Here is a 17534-nt window from a genome sequence, read left to right on the forward strand (position 1 = left end):
TATTATCCTCCTTAAAATGGATTGATCTCTATTAAGGAAGAGCATTGAGAACATACACACTCTGTTTATTATTGGCAGTAAGCACAGGTTCAGCCACTGTCCATGCCATTGATATTAATAAAAGCCTTCCTCGGGTTAATTTTTTAACCGTATCAGAACCCGATTGTGTCGACCCGGAAAGTCATCTTCCCGCGCTAATTAGCGATCCTCGTGCCGACATTTATTATCGCGCCGCTAAAAAAATTGCCGGACAGCAGGACGGTAATTATTTTACACATATGTTCACGCTGGGGAAAAAAGCCGCTGATTTAGGTCACTGGCGTGCCAAGCTATTTATGGCTGAGCTGTATATGACAACCTCCTATAACCGTCTGAATCCCAAACAGGCGCGGATTTATCTGGATGAACTGATGGAACAGGACATTCCGGGGGCATTTTATCTTATGAGCCAATACCGCCAACGAGGCGGTGATGATTTTGATAATGCTCCCAGCCCGGCATCTGCCTATCTTTATGAATCCGCACGCCGGGGCGACCCCAGAGGCATGGTCGATGTTGCCAATATATTCAGAAATGTGAAACGTTACCAAAGCGCCGAAAAGCTTATCCAGTGTGGGATTAAATATGGTCATGGGATAGCAGCTCAGGACAGATCAATGTCAATCAGTATCAATTCGGGCATGAATAAAGAGAGTTGGAAAGAGGCTTTTCGCTATAACTATCTGAGTGCAGTCGCAGGTGATAGTGATGGTTTACACGGTTTCTCATCTCTTGACCGTCATTACCAAATTCTTTTTGGAGAAAGTTTTGCCGCGCCGAATAAAGAATATGCCAAACGTTCAGATAAACTTTGGATTATGACTCGCCCGGGATTTCACCATGATGACCCCGATCGTAAGCGCAGAGGTCTGCCTTTCCGTGTAAAAGGCAATACCAGCTATAAACTACCCAATTTAGATAAAGTACTTCCGTTTCCCCCACCAGCAAAACTGCCCGCCTGGAACGGTGATTTTTCAGTTCTGCTTTCTGCTGAAGATGCCAAAGAATATCGTACCGACTACCACTACGATCGTTTAGTGAAAGAAATACTGATTGATGGCCTACTATGATGAAAAATATTGCTAAGATAATACCGCTATTTTTATTGGTTAATACCGCCTTCGCTGCGCCTCAATTCGATATTCAACGAACTTATCCCGCCGTTGATGTGGTAAACCAACCGCTTTCAGGCTGCACCACCGAAGTACCATTACCCACGGTAAGAGAGGCAGAAAAATACTACCAAATTGCACATAAATTATGGGGAGAAAAGGAGACCGGCCTTTATCCTCACATGTATGCTTTGGGCACCAAAGCCGCGAAAATGGGTGATTGGCGGGCCAAATTACTGATGGCTGAACTGCATCTTATCAAACCTGTTAAAAAACATGGTGTTATTGAATATACCGAATATAACCCAAAACAATCGCGCACTTATATTAACGAACTGATGCAGCAGCAAGTTGCGGCCTCTTTCTATTATATGGCTCTTTGGCGTAACCGAGCGCTGGAGGAATATACTACTTCACCCAGTCCGGCCTCCGCCTATATGTACCAGTCAGTACAAATGGGCTATTCCTCTGCCTTGATGTATATGGCTAATTTACGATTAACCAATAAAAACTCTGCACAAGCGCAGCAGTACATTGCCTGCGCAGCTCAAAATGGATCGGGTCGGGCACTTAACCTGCTGGCTCTGGCTCAAAATATAAAGGCAAAGAGTCAGGCAGACTGGGACCAGGCCTTTTCATATTTACATCGTTCAGCACAAGCGGGTTACTACGCATCCTTTAGTGAATTTGTGCAGTTTAACGATGATTATAAGCAGGCAATGGGCAAAGATTATCTCTCACCAGCGTTCTTAAAACGGGTAGCTCAATTTCGGCAGGCAATAGATCCGATACGTTTCTATCCGGATCCTTATCGCAAGAGCATGGGACGTAATCCGGAAAAGAAAGCCAGTCTGCTATGGCAATTCACCAATCTACATCGTGTATTACCATTACCGCCAACCCGCTTACCTGCCTGGAATGGCGATATAAGTTTAGCGTTATCAGACAGTGATGCTGAGTACTATCGTGAGGATTACACCATCCCACGTTTAGAACAGATACTAAATCAGAGATGATGAGATTAGATATTGGGGGGAATAGCAATTCCCCCCAATATTATTACTTACGCCGTGTTTTACGTACCGGATCTAACGTAAATTTCCCATATGCAAACTGAATGATATAGCTTGAGTTTTTATTTAATTTGTAGGGAATATTGCCATTCTTATCACTGACACCACGGGCAACCTGACGACCATCTTCAAATAAAATATAGGCTTCATTCGCCAATGGGCCACCGGTTCCATCCGGATTATATGTCAACGGCAAGCTACGGTCATAAGGTGATTTTTCCGCAAGTTCTTTGGCTTTTTTAGCCGCCGATTTATCATCTCTTGCTTTCTTTTCAGCAGCAGCCTTACTCCGTGCTCCAGCAGTTTCTGCACATGCGGTGTCGTACAATTTGATAAAGGAGGGGTAATCTGAATAATCTTTAAACGGCTTTTGTCCTGAATCGGTAAAAATACGCTTACCATGAATATCATAATCATAGCGTTGTTCTTGTACGAAGCCCTTAGGTCGATAGACACAATCAACAATATGGCGAGTGATTGAACCACAGGTCAAATCAGTACAATCTAATACCTCTTCTTTAAGCCATACCTGAGCCCAGTCCGGTGGATAAAGTGGATGCCGGGGTGCAATGGTGTAGTCCATACGAATAGAATATTTCCCATTCACATTGGTGGTGAGGTATTTCCACTGACTGTCTTTAGGTATGGAGAGCGCATCGTCAGCAATACTGACGCTGCAACCTAAGCTAATGATTGAATAGAATAATATACGACCTATTTTAGATATCATTATCACATCGTCCTGTTCATGCTCTGATTAATCAGATGGCGTCTGACACACCTGACGGTGTGCTATTTCTCCCTAAGTACACAGACCATGCCCAATTCTGTTCAGACTGTCAAATACCACGAATCTATTTGATATCGAATACATACTTCCCATTACAAGCGCTATGCCCTACAACTGTGCATAAAACCAACGTTCACACCACGTAACTATGGACTAAACAATAATGTTTACCGTATAATCGCCGCCACTTGGCCCCTTAGCTCAGTGGTTAGAGCAGGCGACTCATAATCGCTTGGTCCCCCGTTCAAACCGGGGAGGGGCCACCACCATCAGCACTTACTTAATCGCCTCCACAGAAAGACATACCGTCGCAATCAATCTGAACGATGCCTCTTAATCAGATCCGTCTTGGGTTAGATTTTTTATTCCCTCATTCTTATGCATGAGAGGATGATTTAATTCAGCTGCTATACTCATATTTAACGGATAACTGTTACTTCACAGCCATTAAAACAATCAGAATCGAAAAGTAATTTCATATAAAAAGCCTATGGGGCGTTTGTGCTTGATTACATATACATTGCACTTTCATCCAATGTGGGGGTCAATATGTTCTCTTTTCGAGTTTTTTGATTGTAATCTCCTTTATTTCAATCACTGCGTGCACAACCCAGAAGGCATTACAGGAGACGGGAAAGGAGATTGATAATGGTAATTATGGCGTTGCTACCTGGTATACCCTAACATTACCTATTGTTATGGTTTATGACATTGTTACTCTTGGTGGAACGTCAGATGTTAACACCGGGCTCAGCGACTTATCCTCTGCGGCATCAGCGATATCCCCTAATTCAGATGCCGCGAATACACTGTCCTCAATGGCCAGTGCTAATACTTCCACTAATCCTGAAGTTATGCAGTCAGTAAGCACCGCCATGGTTAATAGCTCACAGAGTAATAATCCCGTTGCTTCTGGTAGCAATGCGAATTGTAATAATTCCACTCCTGATGGATTTGCCCGCTGCTGTAAAACATTGAAAGGAACTATGTTGCCTCCCAGTCAAGATTCAGATGGAACTATAGGCTACGGCTGTAAATTAGAAAGTGGGAGTCGAAGAGGATGCACATACAGAGGTGGGGCTTTGATTCAGTGCGCAGTTGCTGATTAAGTTGAATCGGGATGATAAAGATATATCAGAGTTTCAGGGTTGTTGAGACTGAAATGACTTTTTTGTACCAGAGATACAATGGTGCCAGGCTATTATTGCCTATCGAATTCCTCTAATTATTATATAATTCGCGCCACCAGCATATTGCTTGCAATGGACATTAAACAGGAGCCTGACCAATGGAAGATCAAATTCTGAAAGTGATGAAAGAAGCCGGTAAACCAATTTCTGCGGGAGAAGTGGAAAAACTATCCGGATTAGACCGTAAAGGGATCGATAAAGCGTTTAAAGTGATGAAAGAGAAAGGAACGATTGTTTCTCCTGTGCGCTGTAAGTGGGAACCGGCGCAGAAGTAAGTTGCAACAATGGTTTTTATGCGATATTTAACTATCGTATCAGGTTAAAAGTATTGCCTATTACCTAATTATCTAGTCCCCAGAGAGCTGCGTTGATTAATGCAGCTCTCCGATTTTTATAATGATGCTGGATAAAAACATCCATAAACAAATATATTATCCGTTGTAATAAAACTTCACTATCTCATTCAAATCATTATGTAAACTGAGATTGTATGGGGGATTTATTATATCCAGTAGCTCAGTTAAATAAACTATTTGCTCTCTGGTTGGTTGCGTTCCAATATTGTTATAAGACATATACCAACGACGTAATTCTCCCTCGGCAATTTGGTTAGGCTCATTAGCTAATTGAGAAAGTAAAAAAATCAAACGATCCCATTTACTCAAACGATACAATAAGCCATAGCACCCTGAAACATGATATGCATTTGAAATTAAATAATTTAACTCATCCAATGACAGGCTTACTTTATACTTATTTATTAATCTAACCGCTTCTTTCACTACAGAGGGAAAATCATCTTTTACAGCTGATATTAGATTCTCTTTCCTGTCCTCTTCTACCAGCCATACAATAACTTGCAATGCCATACAGCGAACTTTGGCATAAGGATGCTTAATAAACCTCGATGCCGTGCTCAAGGCCTCCGGGTGACGAATTACACCCAGTCCCCATAAAGCATAACTTGTTTTTTTGGCTGTTATATCAGAACAATTAAGCGATAAAAGGTAGTGCTCCGCTGCATTTTTATTAGATTGTTTAAGTAATTCTATCGTTCGCATTCTTATGCTGGCATTAGCATCAAACAAAAGCCTATCAATATTAATGAATAACAATTCTGAATGCTGTTTCAACAGGCTATCAAATGCGGCTAAACGCACAGAATGAGATGTATCACGTAATGCTATTAGCAGTAACTCTTCTGAGATATGCTGAGAAACATCAGGTAAGTGACGTACTGCAATACAACGCACAACGGGATCCTGATGTTGTAAACAACGTTGAATAATCTCTTCAGTTGAGAGGAGGTTATATTTAATAATTAGCTGTAGTGCTAAACGAGCAACTTTAGGAGAAGTACACGACAACGCATTAATAATATGATGCTGGTGTTCCGGTTGTAGAAGGAAATTAATAACATTCTGCAACCAGTCTCGATGATCTTCACGGCGACACTCAAGGAGACGATACAATTCAGGTAAGCATGAAACCATAATATCTGCATTCTGAGCAACTAATAGCTTTACCAGACTTTCCTGTGCCGAAATTCGCACTTGAGGAACCCAATCATTCAAGCGCACCAAGATATCAGGCCACGCATCTCCTACCTGCATAACGCCTAATAACTTTACGGCGGTTTCCCGAATATAGCCAGATGGGTGATAACACAATGCTCGTAAATCTTCGGGATTATTCGTTTGATAAACCTGACGTTTTAAATCAGCACAATAAACTCGATTAAGATGATTAGTTAATTGTTCAGCTAATCGCAATTGAATATCCATATTATTATTCTCCGAGCTATGTCATGGTTTAAATATTACTATAAGTTATTAAAAACAATAGTAACTAATTATGTAATATACTCTTACCACAACTTTTAATAAGCGTACTGATAGAGACATAACTGGGTATTACTACAATGATAATTAACAACATCGAATACCAATTTATCCGTGGAAGTGATGTACAACGCGACGGTATGTATCTTGAGGTCAACATTGCCAATAGCAATCCGTTAATTCAAGTCGCTGAAGTTTTTTATTCCGATATAACTTCAGAATTTACCTTCAATTGTTGGGAAAGTAACGTGCCTTTAGAAATCATTGAAACGTTAATCAGACAATCTAAATTACTACTTCCACCATTAAATAAATCAATTGAGTAGAGAGATATTTGATTACCAAATATAAAAAAGGATAACCCAAAGGCTATCCCTACTTATTAAACAAAGATGGAAACTATATCCACTGTGGCCACTGTCCCTTACCCACAACTCTCCCTTAAAATCCGCAAAATCGTCTCCGCCCCACTTCGATTTGGGTTGATACGAATCATCCGTTTTTCCAGCGAAGCGTCGGACTGACGGAAAGTACCCGACACGCGATAAAACAGCGGCGGAATTTCGAATCGGGATTCAGCACCCACCGGGTACGGCAGTGCTCCCAAAATCTGGGCTTTTGCCAATACCTGTGCGGCAATCGGCTTATGAAACTCAACCAACAGAACTTTAGACTGGGCATTGGCAATAAAGGCCTGCTTAACAGATTTCACTTCTCCCTGATTCAGGCGGGAAACGACCTCATCATTCACCATGGCCTGAACGGCATGAGTCACCGGAGCAAACACCATTCCCCGCAGCACTTCCATTGCCTGAAAGCCCTGAATCTGACTGCCGCCGGAATACATGCTGCCACGAACCTGCTCAATCTTCGTCTTATCGCCGGTAATGACACCTACGCCTGGAGGACCAAGCAGTTTGAAGCAGGAAAACGTGGATAGCGTCGCCCCCAACTCACAGCCAATACGCTCTACTTTCATTACCGCATAGTTATCATCAATTAAGCTGGGAAGCTGATAACCATTCACCAGTGCAATCACTTCGCCTAAATCGTAACTATCGTCCATTTTCTGGCGCGTGTGCTGTATCAGGCAGGCAACCGGCTGATGGGCATCAATCGCCGCTTTAATTGCATCAGGATGGTTAAAATCGGCCTTAACAACCCGGATTCCCATCTGCTCAATCGAAACCTGCGTGGTGGGGTAAACTGGCGCATCATGTACTAACAGCGTATCCCCCGGTTTGGTCAGGACGGCAAGGCCGGCGCGTAATGCCCCGGTCCCTGCCCCACTAACCAATGCTGCGGCTTCTGTATTAAAAAAATCAGCGATAACCTGCTCTACCCGATGCGTAATCAGAGGTTGGTTCAAACCCGGCACCAGCCCCAGATCGCCCTGCGTCAAAAAATCACTGCCGGGGAAATGACGACAGATAATATCCACCAGTCGAAACTGCTGTTGCTGTGCCTGAAGCATCGTCATACTTTGCAAAGGGTAGGTTTTCATCGTTTTTACCTTAACTATTTACAGGTCAGCCTTAGCCTAATCCCATGATATAAAAAATATTCGCCAGAATCCCTACCGCAATGGTAGCAATCGGACCAATCGCCATTTCAACCAGAGGACGTTTTGAGGTCTTATTCAACAGGTAGATACCCGCCACAATCATAAAGCCCATACCAGGTAAAATCGCGTTTGATGCAATCATTCCACCAACCAGCAGGGATATCTCCAGCATTCTGGTGATCGCGGTACGGATATGGTCGCCACAGGCTTTAACCCCAGGATATTTATCCAGCCAGATAGCAATCTTCGCCAGCAGCATGATTTCCATCAGCATAATCACGCAGCCTGCAATAAAGGCGATCCACGGATTATTGGTTGCCAGACCGGCAACAAAAACGAACTTCATTCCATCCGGGCTGTATACCCCAGTGGCAATGGCAGTGGTTCCCACCAACGGCACAAAGCTAATGGCCCGTGCCAGAGCAACCAGCAGAGCACCATTCTGTTCACCCTGAGCCATCAATTGCAGCGATACCGGACCTTCGGCTAGCAGGCTAAACGACATGGTTGCCGCAACGGCGGTTAAACCACCGCTAAGCACCAGTAGCCATTTGTTTTTCTGGATACGCGCAATACGCGAGGAGAACAGGCCAACTAACATCTCATTGGCGCCTTTCTGATCTCCCGACGTTTCCGGTGGGCGTTGCTTCATTGCAAAGTAGAACATAGCGATCATCGCAATCAGTAATGCGCTACCGTTTGGATCCAACTTAACCGGTTTCTCAATAAAGCCGCCAAAGCTTAAGGTGCCAATAGACTGAGTCGCCAGATAGCCAATTATCGTGGCGGCCAATACCCAAATACCTTTACGATAACCGTATTGATAGCCCACCACTACGGCAGGGAACAGAGAGAAGCAGACTACGATTGGATCGCCAACTTTACTTAAGTTAGTCATAAAGTTAACCGGCAACATGGCAAACAGTTCTACCACCGATTTCAGGCCGGTTAATAATGCAACCGCATAAAGCGCCCCGATGACGCCGGATAGCACGAAACCCTTTTTACTGTTTGAACACCAGACCCCAATAACATCAGTGCCCAACAGCAGGCTGTGTACCAGAATGATCGGCGCCGTCAGTGAAAAAGGAATACCAAACCCGATAATCAGGCCAAAGCTTAAGGCAAAGCTGGTCGCGGCCAGCGCCTTACGGCTCATACGCCCTTCCAAATGTTCCGGAATCAATGGTCGTAATCCATCGTGGAAAACGGCAATTCCCCGATTAGCCATCATCGCAGAAATCGCACCGATGGCAGCCAGAAGTCCGGCCTTAACGGGATCGACTTCAATAAGTCGCATCAAAAATTCCTGTACCATAACGATGTCCTTGATTAGAAAAAGATAGCCGTAATGATGACAGGAACCACCACGTCAATATCTTGTCCGGTAAAGCCAAAGGCACTTTTGCCGCCTTTTACATGGGCAATAATTTCTTCATCAGACAGAATTTTTCCCGGCATACCAACAGTGACACAGCGGTCCATACCCGCAATCGCGATAGCCATGGCTAATGCGCCACCACCACCGGTGTTACAGGCACCAAGGTAGTAATCTACCGCACCACTTTTAAGCGCCATTGCCGCTTCAATATCGTTCATCACCACAACGGATGTGGCTTTGTCGCCCGCTAAGGTACGGATACTTTCTGCGATTTTTTCTTTTTCGATCTGTCCACCGACTACAAATTTCATGGTCTTATCCTTATATTCTAGTTTTGGCCGTAATTAAAAAAAGCAGCCGGGTTATCACGCAACATCAGGTCGATTTCCCGCTGGGTAAAATCCGCTTTTTGCAACATGGGTACAAAGGTTGTTAGGAGGTAATCAAAACCGATACCACCATTACCTTTCAGATGTGAACGGCGGGTGATATCCATTGAAAGCATGACGCGATCGAGCATGCCTCGCGCTTTGACGGACTGAAGCATCTCAATGCGCTTACTGTCCGGGTAGTAGTCATTCTTGCCAATCGTGTCGAACTGCACCCAGGCACCTTCATCAAGCAGAGGCAGGATGGTGTCCAGATTGTCTTTCAGGTCGCAGTGACCAATGACAATATGTTGAGGATCAACACCAAACTCCTTCAACAGAGTCAATTGCTCAAGCCCCATGGTACTGAGGGTGGTATGAGTGGAAATGGGACGTCCGGTAGAGAGGTGGGCTATCGCCGCCGCCTCAAAAACTTTACGTTCATCATCAGTGATCTGACCCAGGCTGGAACCAATTTCAGCGATCACCCCTGCTTTGAGCGAGGTACCATCAATACCCCGTTCAATTTCATCAATCATTTCTCGTGCAATGGTTTCAACTCTCATGGCATGCACTGATGATGGGTAGAATTTCTGCTGATAGTATCCCGTTGAAGCAACAACATTGATTTTGCTTTCGGCCATAATATCCAGCATAAATTGGGCATTGCGCCCCATATAACGATTAGTCACTTCAACGATATTGCGTACGCCAAGGGCATACAGCCGTTTCATTTCATCGACCAGCAATTGAAACTGATCGAGGCAACAGTCGATATTGTTTTTCGCACCGGAAAGATCGATATGCAGATGCTCGTGGGCGTAGGTATAACCTGAAGCATCAATGTAGTTTTTTGTTCTCATCGTTTACTCCTGAGCCTTAAGCAGCGCCAGAAACGATGTTCCATTCTGCGGTGCCGGTGCATGGAAAAAATCACATACCGTCGCGCCAACATCAGACAGGCTATCCCGATGGCCAATCTGAACGCCGGTTACCCCGGGTCGATAAACCAACAGCGGTACTTTCTCTCGGGTATGTTTACTGTGCCCAATGGTGGGGTCATTACCGTGATCCGCCATGACCACCAGACAGTCTTCCGGCGTCATAACGTTCAATATGTCAGCAAGGTTGTTATCTACCACCATCAGACGATCCGCATAGCGCTCCACATTCTGAGCGTGTCCTGACAGATCCGTTTCCTGAATATTGGTACAGATAAATCGATCCCCCGGCTGCTTTATAGCGTCAAGGGTGATATCCATGATGGTTTGTGAATCAACCAGATTGATGTGATTTATACCGTGGGGATTATCCACAATATCAGCGACTTTACCGATCAGCGTGGTAGGGATCCGGCGACTATGCAGTTTTTCCGGTACCTGTACCTGACTGTCCACACCATAACCCATATGAACAACCTGAAAACCCTTGTCATAGGCCCCTGATTTTGGTGCATTGATGCCGATATAAATACCGAGTTTCTCTTCTGCGGCATCGAGGATTTGCTGACTTGATGCCATCAGACCACCAAACGCAATAACCCGATCGACACTGACGCAATCACGAACAATGCGCCCGATCTTTTTTACCTGCTCAAAAGAGATTTCAGACAGGTTGGCAGTAATATTAAATACCTGACCAAGGTCGGCTTCCAGATTATCCCCAATGGCAACATGCTGATTAACCAATAAATACTGTAGTGTGCCGCCAATACGTTCTACCTGATAATCTGCCGCGAACAGTGCCTGCTCTACCGCATCGATGACTTCAGAAAAAGGAATTCTTAACGGGGTTTTCGGTTTGGTTCCAAGTATCTCCTGATGCCCCATAAAAGTATCGCCACCCTCATGTTGCAAATCGGCAGTACCAAAGTTGGCCTCAGCACTTGGTTGCATCACATTGGCGCTAAACCCAAGCGCATTAATCATTCCCAGCTTTTCCAGCACCGGCAAACGCAAATCAGGTTTAGCCTGCAAGATATGCGCACAGGTATTCGCACCGATATCCTGCGGGCGCACCTGTGGCACATCATCCATGGCACCAACACCAAAACTATCAATCACCAATACCAAAAACTTAGCCATAGAAAGCCCCCTGTTTAAGCATCCCCTGACTGGTATAAATGCCATCCAGTACGGGTTGTCCGGTTTGAATACCAGAAACTAAAGCAACGTCACTGCGGGTAACGAAAATCTGGGTGCGAAAACACATAACAACACCGCTCCCCACCGGATAGTTGCCTTCCAGAGGAATGTGGTAATCAATGCTGGCATCATCCAGCGGTAATACCCGGGCAGTTTGAAACTTCGATGAAGAGGAAGAGAAAACCAGTCCCTTACTGGCATGGCCACGGCGGTAATAACCACCGCCAAAGCAATAACTAAGGCCTGAAAACTGATGGGATACTTCCGTGATATATACCATGGCTATTCTTTCAGGTTCAGTACCGGAATGATTAGCGGGAATAGTGCCGGTCAGTGCATGTCCGGGCTCGGTATGGGTAACGCCATACTCTGCCAACAGCGGTAAAGTGCCACAGCTTGAAGCCGAAGGGGCATTAAGCTGCTGAATTCCAACGCCCATATCGGTAAGCCGATGGTAAGTCGCCAGCAAGGTTTGCAGGTTTGGTGTAGGCAGAGTGCTTTGTTGCTTATCGTCCCATAGCAAACAGGGAAAATGGGTAAGCCCGGTAAGTTTGATACCCGGCATCATTTGTATCTGATGAACAATATTCTCAAGGTCATTCAGCATAAATCCTGCTTCCTGACCGGGGTAAAGCTTGTCGCTATCGGCAATGACTTTAATCATCACCGGCTGTACCGTACCGATAGACTGCGCCACTTGGCTAATCTGCCGTGCTTTTTCAAGGGAAAAAACCGTTATCACCTCAGGACGTAACCGGAGCATTTTTTCCACCAGCCCATCCGGGATCTGTACCAAATGTCCGACATGACAAAGAGGAATCTGATGCTCAGTTAAAATTTCTGCTTCTCTGAAATCCACCGCCACCACACCCCGATAACCCAATTCAATTAGCTGCCGGGCAAGGGTTGGATTGCGTCCAATCTGTTTGGTCATCAGATAGAGTTCAATACCATAATCATTCGCAGTTTTAAGCAGCTTGCGACCATTTTCCAGCACCTGATCCACATCGATAACATAGGTATCAGGCAGAATAGCGCCCTGACGCCATAGCGTGACTGCGGCCTCAATCAGTTGTGGGTTCTGCCTTTTAAGTGCATCAACAAACATACCTTTCCCTTAAATACAGGCTTAACAACTTAAATATTCAAATAAATGAATATTTAAGTTGAAAAAATTAGCGATCGTTTGCCGCCAACATCAGGCTATAAAGATTAGCCAATAAATATCCCTCTTCCGATGGATCGATAGTCAGAGGAAAATGTCGAAGTAGCGCCTGATGAATAATCACTAACGACGGATACTGCTCAGACTGCTGAACCTCTTCCAAAACCTCATTATCAATCGGGGCAATACTTTCACCACGACGGGAACGCATTAACGCGCTGGCCATATGGGTTAATGCCATATTCCCCTGTGAATGACGTATCGAAATGTTCCACTGCTGTTCAAGCTCAGTAATCACATTTAGCATGCCATCGTGAATATCTTGATCAATTACGCCACCTTGTAAAAGAATGGCTAACCGCTGTTCCATATCACTTCTCTTTTTATATCAATAAGTCGGCTCAATCTGCCCGGCTACCACCTGCTGCTGATGTAGCAACAGAGCATCACGATTGAGCATGGTATTTACCAACTGTTGAATCTGCTTATCATCTTTGCGTGTCAGAATCACCGCTTCAGACGCTTTATAGCAAGACTCATTGCCTGACAGCGCGCTGGTCATCAGGCCAAGGGCTTCCAGTGTCTTTCCCTGCCCCACGTTCCAGATAGCCGCATCAATGTAGCCGCTAACAATCTTGTTTAAACATTCGTGGTAAGAAACTTCTACAAATTCAATATCTCTGCCGCCAACCCATTCTTCTGTCATGATCTTTTGGTCAGCGGACGTACTGTCGATGCCAATACGTTGAATATTTTTTTCCTGCCCCTGCCGAAAAATCAGCTTATGTTGCTCGGCATAACTTTGCTGCCCCAGCGCCAGAGCGATATAGATATTGCCCTGTTTTAAATGCTGCTCTGCCGCCAGACGAGAAGTGACGGCTAAATCATATATACCGTTTTCCAGACATTGAACGCGGATGTCTGCCCCTCGCATATGGGCGAAATAAAACGGCATATCGGCAAACTGGGCTTTTAATCCGCTGGCCAGCCCTTCATAAACCCGGGCGTAAGGCAATGGCATAGCACAAACCACATTATCGATATTGGCAAACTGCAACAGCAGCTTATGATCGATGGTATCGATAAAACTCCCGTTGCGGCCGCGCCGCACAACTTTCAGGGCACCAAAGCTTTCCAGATCTTTCAGCGCAGACTGCATCAATCCAACAGATAACTCGCACTCTCTGGCAAGCTCATCAATGGTTTTCAGGCGGCTTCCTGATTGTAATGCCAGCAGGTAACGAGCCAGGAAGGACTGAGCGATCCCCTCTTTTTTAATAAATGTTTTACTCATAGGTCCCTTAACCCATTCTGCTACGCTATATCTTCATAAATTTGAAGATATCATGCAATGTAAGAAATAATAAAAAGAGATTACTATCACAATAGTAAAGAATTTGAATATTTAACTTACTATAAAATCATATTTTACATTAAGTTATACGATAATTATTTTTATTATGAAGATAAATAATCTAATATTTTTCGCGCCTGTAACGCTTTGATCAAATTAGAGACAACGAAAAAGGGATAGCCCATCGGCTATCCCTTTCAATTGAATTCGTTTATTAAACTCTTTCCGGCAGAAATCGAACATCCACATAATAATCTTTGATATTTTCACCGTTGATATAGACCGTTATCTCCTGTTGCTCAATATAAGGGCGTGGGTCGAAGTAAATATTTTCGCTGGTAAAAATGTAATGTTGATTAGTCAGGGTATTACGCCACTGGCATGAAATTCTAAACGGCGAGCGACCATTAATTTTAATCGTGCGATTGACATCCACATCGGTAATCAACGCTTTTACTGGCCTGCCCTGCTGCAATAATCGGATTTTCTTTTTTCCACGATAGCGAATAATGAATGCGGGGATAAGACCTGTCAGCGTAAAGATAAGACCTATTATTCCGGGAATAATAGATACAAGATATTGTGATATAAAGTCATCAATTTCAGCTTGCTGAGGTGCGTCAGGTCGGTAAACAACGTCAATATCTTGACCCAGCTGTTTGGTATAACTGCTGGAACCAAGAGAGGATTCAAAAGTCACCCGCTCCCCTTCCCCGGTGACAAACCGAACCACAGGGTGGGTGCCGTTCAAGGCAATAATCGTTCCTGTCGTCTTAACCCCTTCACCTTCGAGGCTATAAGCAGAATAACCTATATATCCCGCCATCGAGAGCAACAACACGCCAACAAGAGTAAAAATCCAAATGAATATCTTCACAATCTCTCTTCCCTGAAACCCGTTACCAAATCATCAACGACCGTTATATTACCACCATTTCCAATGCTTTTACCGGGCAAACGAATACACACTCACCACAGCCATCACACAGCTCAGTTTGAATAACCGGCGCGCGACCGCTTTGCCACTGGATGGCTTTTTTATCACAGCGTCCGGAACAGCTATCGCAATACATATAGCTGTTTTGACAGGCGTGATTTAATTGAGCCCGGGCATTAATATTAAACGGGCCACTTCGCAAAGCACCAGGGCTGCAAGCCTGAATACAGCGATCGCAGCGAGTACAATAATTAGAGATAAAATCCAGCTCGGGCAGAGAGGCATTCAATACAATCAACGATTCGGGACAGGCGGAAGCGCAATCGCCACAACCGGTACAGGCCTGTTGGAATATCACCTCATCAACGGCTCCCGGAGGGCGAATCACTTCGGCTTTTTGATGATGTTTCACCGGAGATGAATCAGGAATGGTCTGAGCACCTTTGAGCAATCCACGCAGCAATCCCCGCCGACTGACGGTTCGATGCTCCATATAGGCTTTGTAAAAGCGCTCATCTTTCATCAGAGATAAAGCTCCTTCGCTTCAACCGGCAAATTAAGCTGTTGCTGGAGGGTTCGCAGATAAAGCCAGGTCATCTCCGCCAGTTGCGGATAAAAAACATGCTCAGTATCACTTGATTGTACCAGTGACAAATAGCGTTCTGCCCAAGGCAGTAAATGCTCACTCAACAATTGTTGTGCGGCGGTGGGTTTATCTGATTCCAATAAATAGGCAAAGGCCATTAACATCAAGCCAAACTGATCTTCCGGTTCAGGATTATCGGTATTGGTCGCCATTCCTTGCTGAGCAAGAAACTGACGATAATCCAGAGTGGAATCGCCCATTAACAGGTTTTCCCGATCCAGATAAACAGAACCCCAGGGAGGCGCAGGCATCATGCCGACTCCTTCAAACAGCATAGAGTAATCATGCATCAAGGTTTCTGCGTCAAACTCCGTCAGGCGCTCAGTTTGTTGACGAAGCAACTCTGGCTGCGGCCAGGGAAATAGCGCCACCAATTCAGGCAATACTGCGATCAGCGTTGTCTGTGGCGGATAATAAAAGCAGGCTCCGATAATTCGGGGAATCGTGGTATTCATTAGCATAACAACAGGGCCTTTTTCTAGTGTTTCACAACAGGCTGACCGGTTTTCCGGTCAGCCTGAAATGATTACATGGCGATTGACCACAAATTGTAAAATGCGATGCGGGAAGCCAGTTCTCCAATCACCACACCAGCAGAGCCAAGAGCCAGAACAGAACCCAAACCCTTATGCTTAATCAACACCACGACCGCAACCAACACCGCCAGAGCCAGACAGAAGGTCTGAATACCCCAGAATAGCGTCTGTTGGGAAGAGAGTGCGGGTTCAACCTGATTAACAAAGCTCAGATAACCCGGTTTAGCCACCAGGCTGACAATGGCACCAATCAACAGCGCAATGGCACCCACCTTACGTACTCCGGCTAAAACAGCACAGGCTCCGCCGCCAACCAGTACGGTAAGCCACATTTGCTGTGCGGTGTAACCCGTATTCCAACTGCCTACGGTTTGTAATTGATACACTTTGGTAATTGACCAGACAAAAGCCAACCCAAGCAGAATAGTTGCCACATTCAGTACGCTGGCGATCCCGACGTTTTTCTTGATGTAGCTAAAGAACAGAGTACCGCAAGCCAAAGCAAAGAAAGCGCCACATAACGCGATTTCATTACTCATTGGCGAGCGTCCTACTCCAGCCATCACATTAAACATGCGGAAAATCTGCCCCAGGTGGAAAATACTGCAAATCAGGCCAATAGCCATCAACACCAGCGCCAACAGGTTAGCCCGTCTGAGCTGTTCCCAGTCGCTCAATTTGAGCTGATAGCTAACAAAGGCCAACAAAAACACCCCTACAGCGCTTTGTCCAAGTACGGTAAAAAATACCAGTGGTAATTCATGCATCTTACACCTCCGCCGGATTCTGAATATGACCGGATGTATCACCACAAGGTTTTGCATCCCGATGGGCTTTAATCACCAGATTCGGTGAGGTCAGCGATGGATCCGGTAATGGTGCAACCCCATTCTGATAGCCGTACTTTTCATGCAATACACTGATTTCATCAAAGTCCAACGCACGCTGAGGACAAGATTCAACACAAACAGGTTTCATCCCTTGCCCTACTCGTTCATAACAGCCGTCACACTTAGCCATGACTTTCTTCGACTCATCAAACTGCGGGGCTCCGTAAGGGCAGCGCATTTCGCAATAACGACAGCCAACACAGATATCCTGATTAACCACCACCAGTCCATCTTCTGCACGCTTATGCATGGCGCCGGTTGGGCAACCTTCAACACAGGTTGGCTTGGAGCAATGGTTACAGGCAATTGACAGGTAATAATTGAACACGTTTTGTGTCCACAGATTTCCCTGTTTAGACCAGGTACCGCCGCCAAACTCATAAACCCGGCGCAATTTTGGCCCCAGCTGCAAATCCTTTTCGTCTTTGCAGCTAATCTGGCAAGTTTTACACCCAGTGCACTTGGAGCTATCTACGTAAAAACCATACTGTTTCATCACTATCT

The 17534-nt window shown here is 45.1% G+C and carries 19 protein-coding genes and 1 tRNA gene; 4 read left to right on the top strand and 16 right to left on the bottom strand.

The features are described from left to right. Nucleotides 1-44 precede the first annotated feature (44 nt). Together EKN56_RS15580 and EKN56_RS15585 are read left to right on the top strand one after the other, a co-directional pair. Complete coding sequence (locus tag EKN56_RS15580; protein WP_130592631.1) at nt 45-1109, top strand: hypothetical protein; 1065 nt, start codon at nt 45-47, stop codon at nt 1107-1109. Then, the gene (locus EKN56_RS15585) at nt 1106-2167 is read left to right on the top strand and encodes an SEL1-like repeat protein (RefSeq protein WP_130592632.1); all 1062 of its coding nucleotides are present in this window, start codon (nt 1106-1108) and stop codon (nt 2165-2167) included. The genes EKN56_RS15580 and EKN56_RS15585 overlap by 4 nt, the downstream gene beginning before the upstream one ends. A gap of 43 nt (nt 2168-2210) precedes the next feature. On the opposite strand, the gene EKN56_RS15590 is transcribed toward EKN56_RS15585, so the two are convergent. Further along, a complete protein-coding gene (locus EKN56_RS15590) occupies nt 2211-2954 on the bottom strand; it encodes a hypothetical protein (protein WP_130592633.1) in 744 nt (247 codons plus the stop codon). Nucleotides 2955-3204: 250 nt separating this feature from the next. Between EKN56_RS15590 and EKN56_RS15595 the strand changes: the two genes are divergently transcribed. Beyond that, nucleotides 3205-3280, top strand: a tRNA-Ile gene (locus EKN56_RS15595). Nucleotides 3281-3717: 437 nt separating this feature from the next. Here the strand turns inward: EKN56_RS15595 and EKN56_RS15600 are convergent. Further along, nucleotides 3718-3957 carry a hypothetical protein gene (locus EKN56_RS15600; RefSeq protein ID WP_130592634.1) on the bottom strand — a complete coding sequence of 80 codons (240 nt, stop codon included), beginning with the start codon at nt 3955-3957 and terminating at the stop codon, nt 3718-3720. A 345-nt stretch (nt 3958-4302) separates the two neighbouring features. On the opposite strand from EKN56_RS15600, the gene EKN56_RS15605 reads away from it, so the two are divergent. Further along, complete coding sequence (locus EKN56_RS15605) at nt 4303-4479, top strand: transcriptional regulator (RefSeq protein ID WP_130592635.1); 177 nt, start codon at nt 4303-4305, stop codon at nt 4477-4479. A 156-nt stretch (nt 4480-4635) separates the two neighbouring features. Here the strand turns inward: EKN56_RS15605 and EKN56_RS15610 are convergent, their stop codons facing one another. The 14 genes from EKN56_RS15610 to EKN56_RS15680 all read right to left on the bottom strand — a co-directional run bounded on the left by EKN56_RS15610 (nt 4636) and on the right by EKN56_RS15680 (nt 17526). Then, the gene (locus EKN56_RS15610; RefSeq protein ID WP_130592636.1) at nt 4636-5988 is read right to left on the bottom strand and encodes a HEAT repeat domain-containing protein; all 1353 of its coding nucleotides are present in this window, start codon (nt 5986-5988) and stop codon (nt 4636-4638) included. Nucleotides 5989-6469: 481 nt separating this feature from the next. Then, nucleotides 6470-7549: an aminotransferase class I/II-fold pyridoxal phosphate-dependent enzyme gene (locus tag EKN56_RS15620; protein WP_130592638.1), complete on the bottom strand. Its 1080-nt coding sequence runs from the start codon at nt 7547-7549 to the stop codon at nt 6470-6472. Between the two features lie 31 nt (nt 7550-7580). Next, entirely contained in the window at nt 7581-8927 is a 1347-nt protein-coding gene (locus EKN56_RS15625) for a YhfT family protein (protein ID WP_185955892.1), read from the bottom strand. 14 nt (nt 8928-8941) lie between these two features. After that, nucleotides 8942-9301, bottom strand: a complete 360-nt coding sequence (locus EKN56_RS15630; RefSeq protein WP_130592640.1) for a DUF2620 domain-containing protein — start codon at nt 9299-9301, stop codon at nt 8942-8944. 17 nt (nt 9302-9318) lie between these two features. Continuing rightward, nucleotides 9319-10221, bottom strand: a complete 903-nt coding sequence (locus tag EKN56_RS15635; protein ID WP_130592641.1) for a phosphotriesterase-related protein — start codon at nt 10219-10221, stop codon at nt 9319-9321. A gap of 3 nt (nt 10222-10224) precedes the next feature. Then, entirely contained in the window at nt 10225-11442 is a 1218-nt protein-coding gene (locus EKN56_RS15640) for a phosphopentomutase (RefSeq protein WP_130592642.1), read from the bottom strand. Next, nucleotides 11435-12610 carry a YhfX family PLP-dependent enzyme gene (locus EKN56_RS15645; protein ID WP_130592643.1) on the bottom strand — a complete coding sequence of 392 codons (1176 nt, stop codon included), beginning with the start codon at nt 12608-12610 and terminating at the stop codon, nt 11435-11437. Before EKN56_RS15645 ends, EKN56_RS15640 begins: the two co-directional genes overlap by 8 nt. Nucleotides 12611-12677: 67 nt before the next feature. Next, a complete protein-coding gene (locus EKN56_RS15650; protein ID WP_130592644.1) occupies nt 12678-13037 on the bottom strand; it encodes a PRD domain-containing protein in 360 nt (119 codons plus the stop codon). 18 nt (nt 13038-13055) lie between these two features. Continuing rightward, entirely contained in the window at nt 13056-13961 is a 906-nt protein-coding gene (gene yhfZ / locus EKN56_RS15655; RefSeq protein ID WP_130592645.1) for a GntR family transcriptional regulator YhfZ, read from the bottom strand. A gap of 274 nt (nt 13962-14235) precedes the next feature. Beyond that, entirely contained in the window at nt 14236-14898 is a 663-nt protein-coding gene (locus tag EKN56_RS15660) for a DUF3592 domain-containing protein (protein WP_168189671.1), read from the bottom strand. Between the two features lie 43 nt (nt 14899-14941). Beyond that, nucleotides 14942-15481 carry a 4Fe-4S binding protein gene (locus EKN56_RS15665; protein ID WP_130592647.1) on the bottom strand — a complete coding sequence of 180 codons (540 nt, stop codon included), beginning with the start codon at nt 15479-15481 and terminating at the stop codon, nt 14942-14944. Next, nucleotides 15481-16065 (bottom strand): Tat proofreading chaperone DmsD, encoded by a 585-nt coding sequence (dmsD, locus tag EKN56_RS15670; RefSeq protein ID WP_130592648.1) that lies wholly within the window; start codon nt 16063-16065, stop codon nt 15481-15483. The genes EKN56_RS15665 and dmsD overlap by 1 nt, the downstream gene beginning before the upstream one ends. Before the next feature lie 65 nt (nt 16066-16130). After that, complete coding sequence (locus EKN56_RS15675; RefSeq protein WP_130592649.1) at nt 16131-16907, bottom strand: dimethyl sulfoxide reductase anchor subunit family protein; 777 nt, start codon at nt 16905-16907, stop codon at nt 16131-16133. A 1-nt stretch (nt 16908) separates the two neighbouring features. Further along, entirely contained in the window at nt 16909-17526 is a 618-nt protein-coding gene (locus EKN56_RS15680; RefSeq protein WP_130592650.1) for a DMSO/selenate family reductase complex B subunit, read from the bottom strand. Nucleotides 17527-17534 lie beyond the last annotated feature (8 nt).

It is taken from the genome of Limnobaculum zhutongyuii (assembly GCF_004295645.1).
GTDB lineage: Bacteria > Pseudomonadota > Gammaproteobacteria > Enterobacterales > Enterobacteriaceae > Limnobaculum > Limnobaculum zhutongyuii.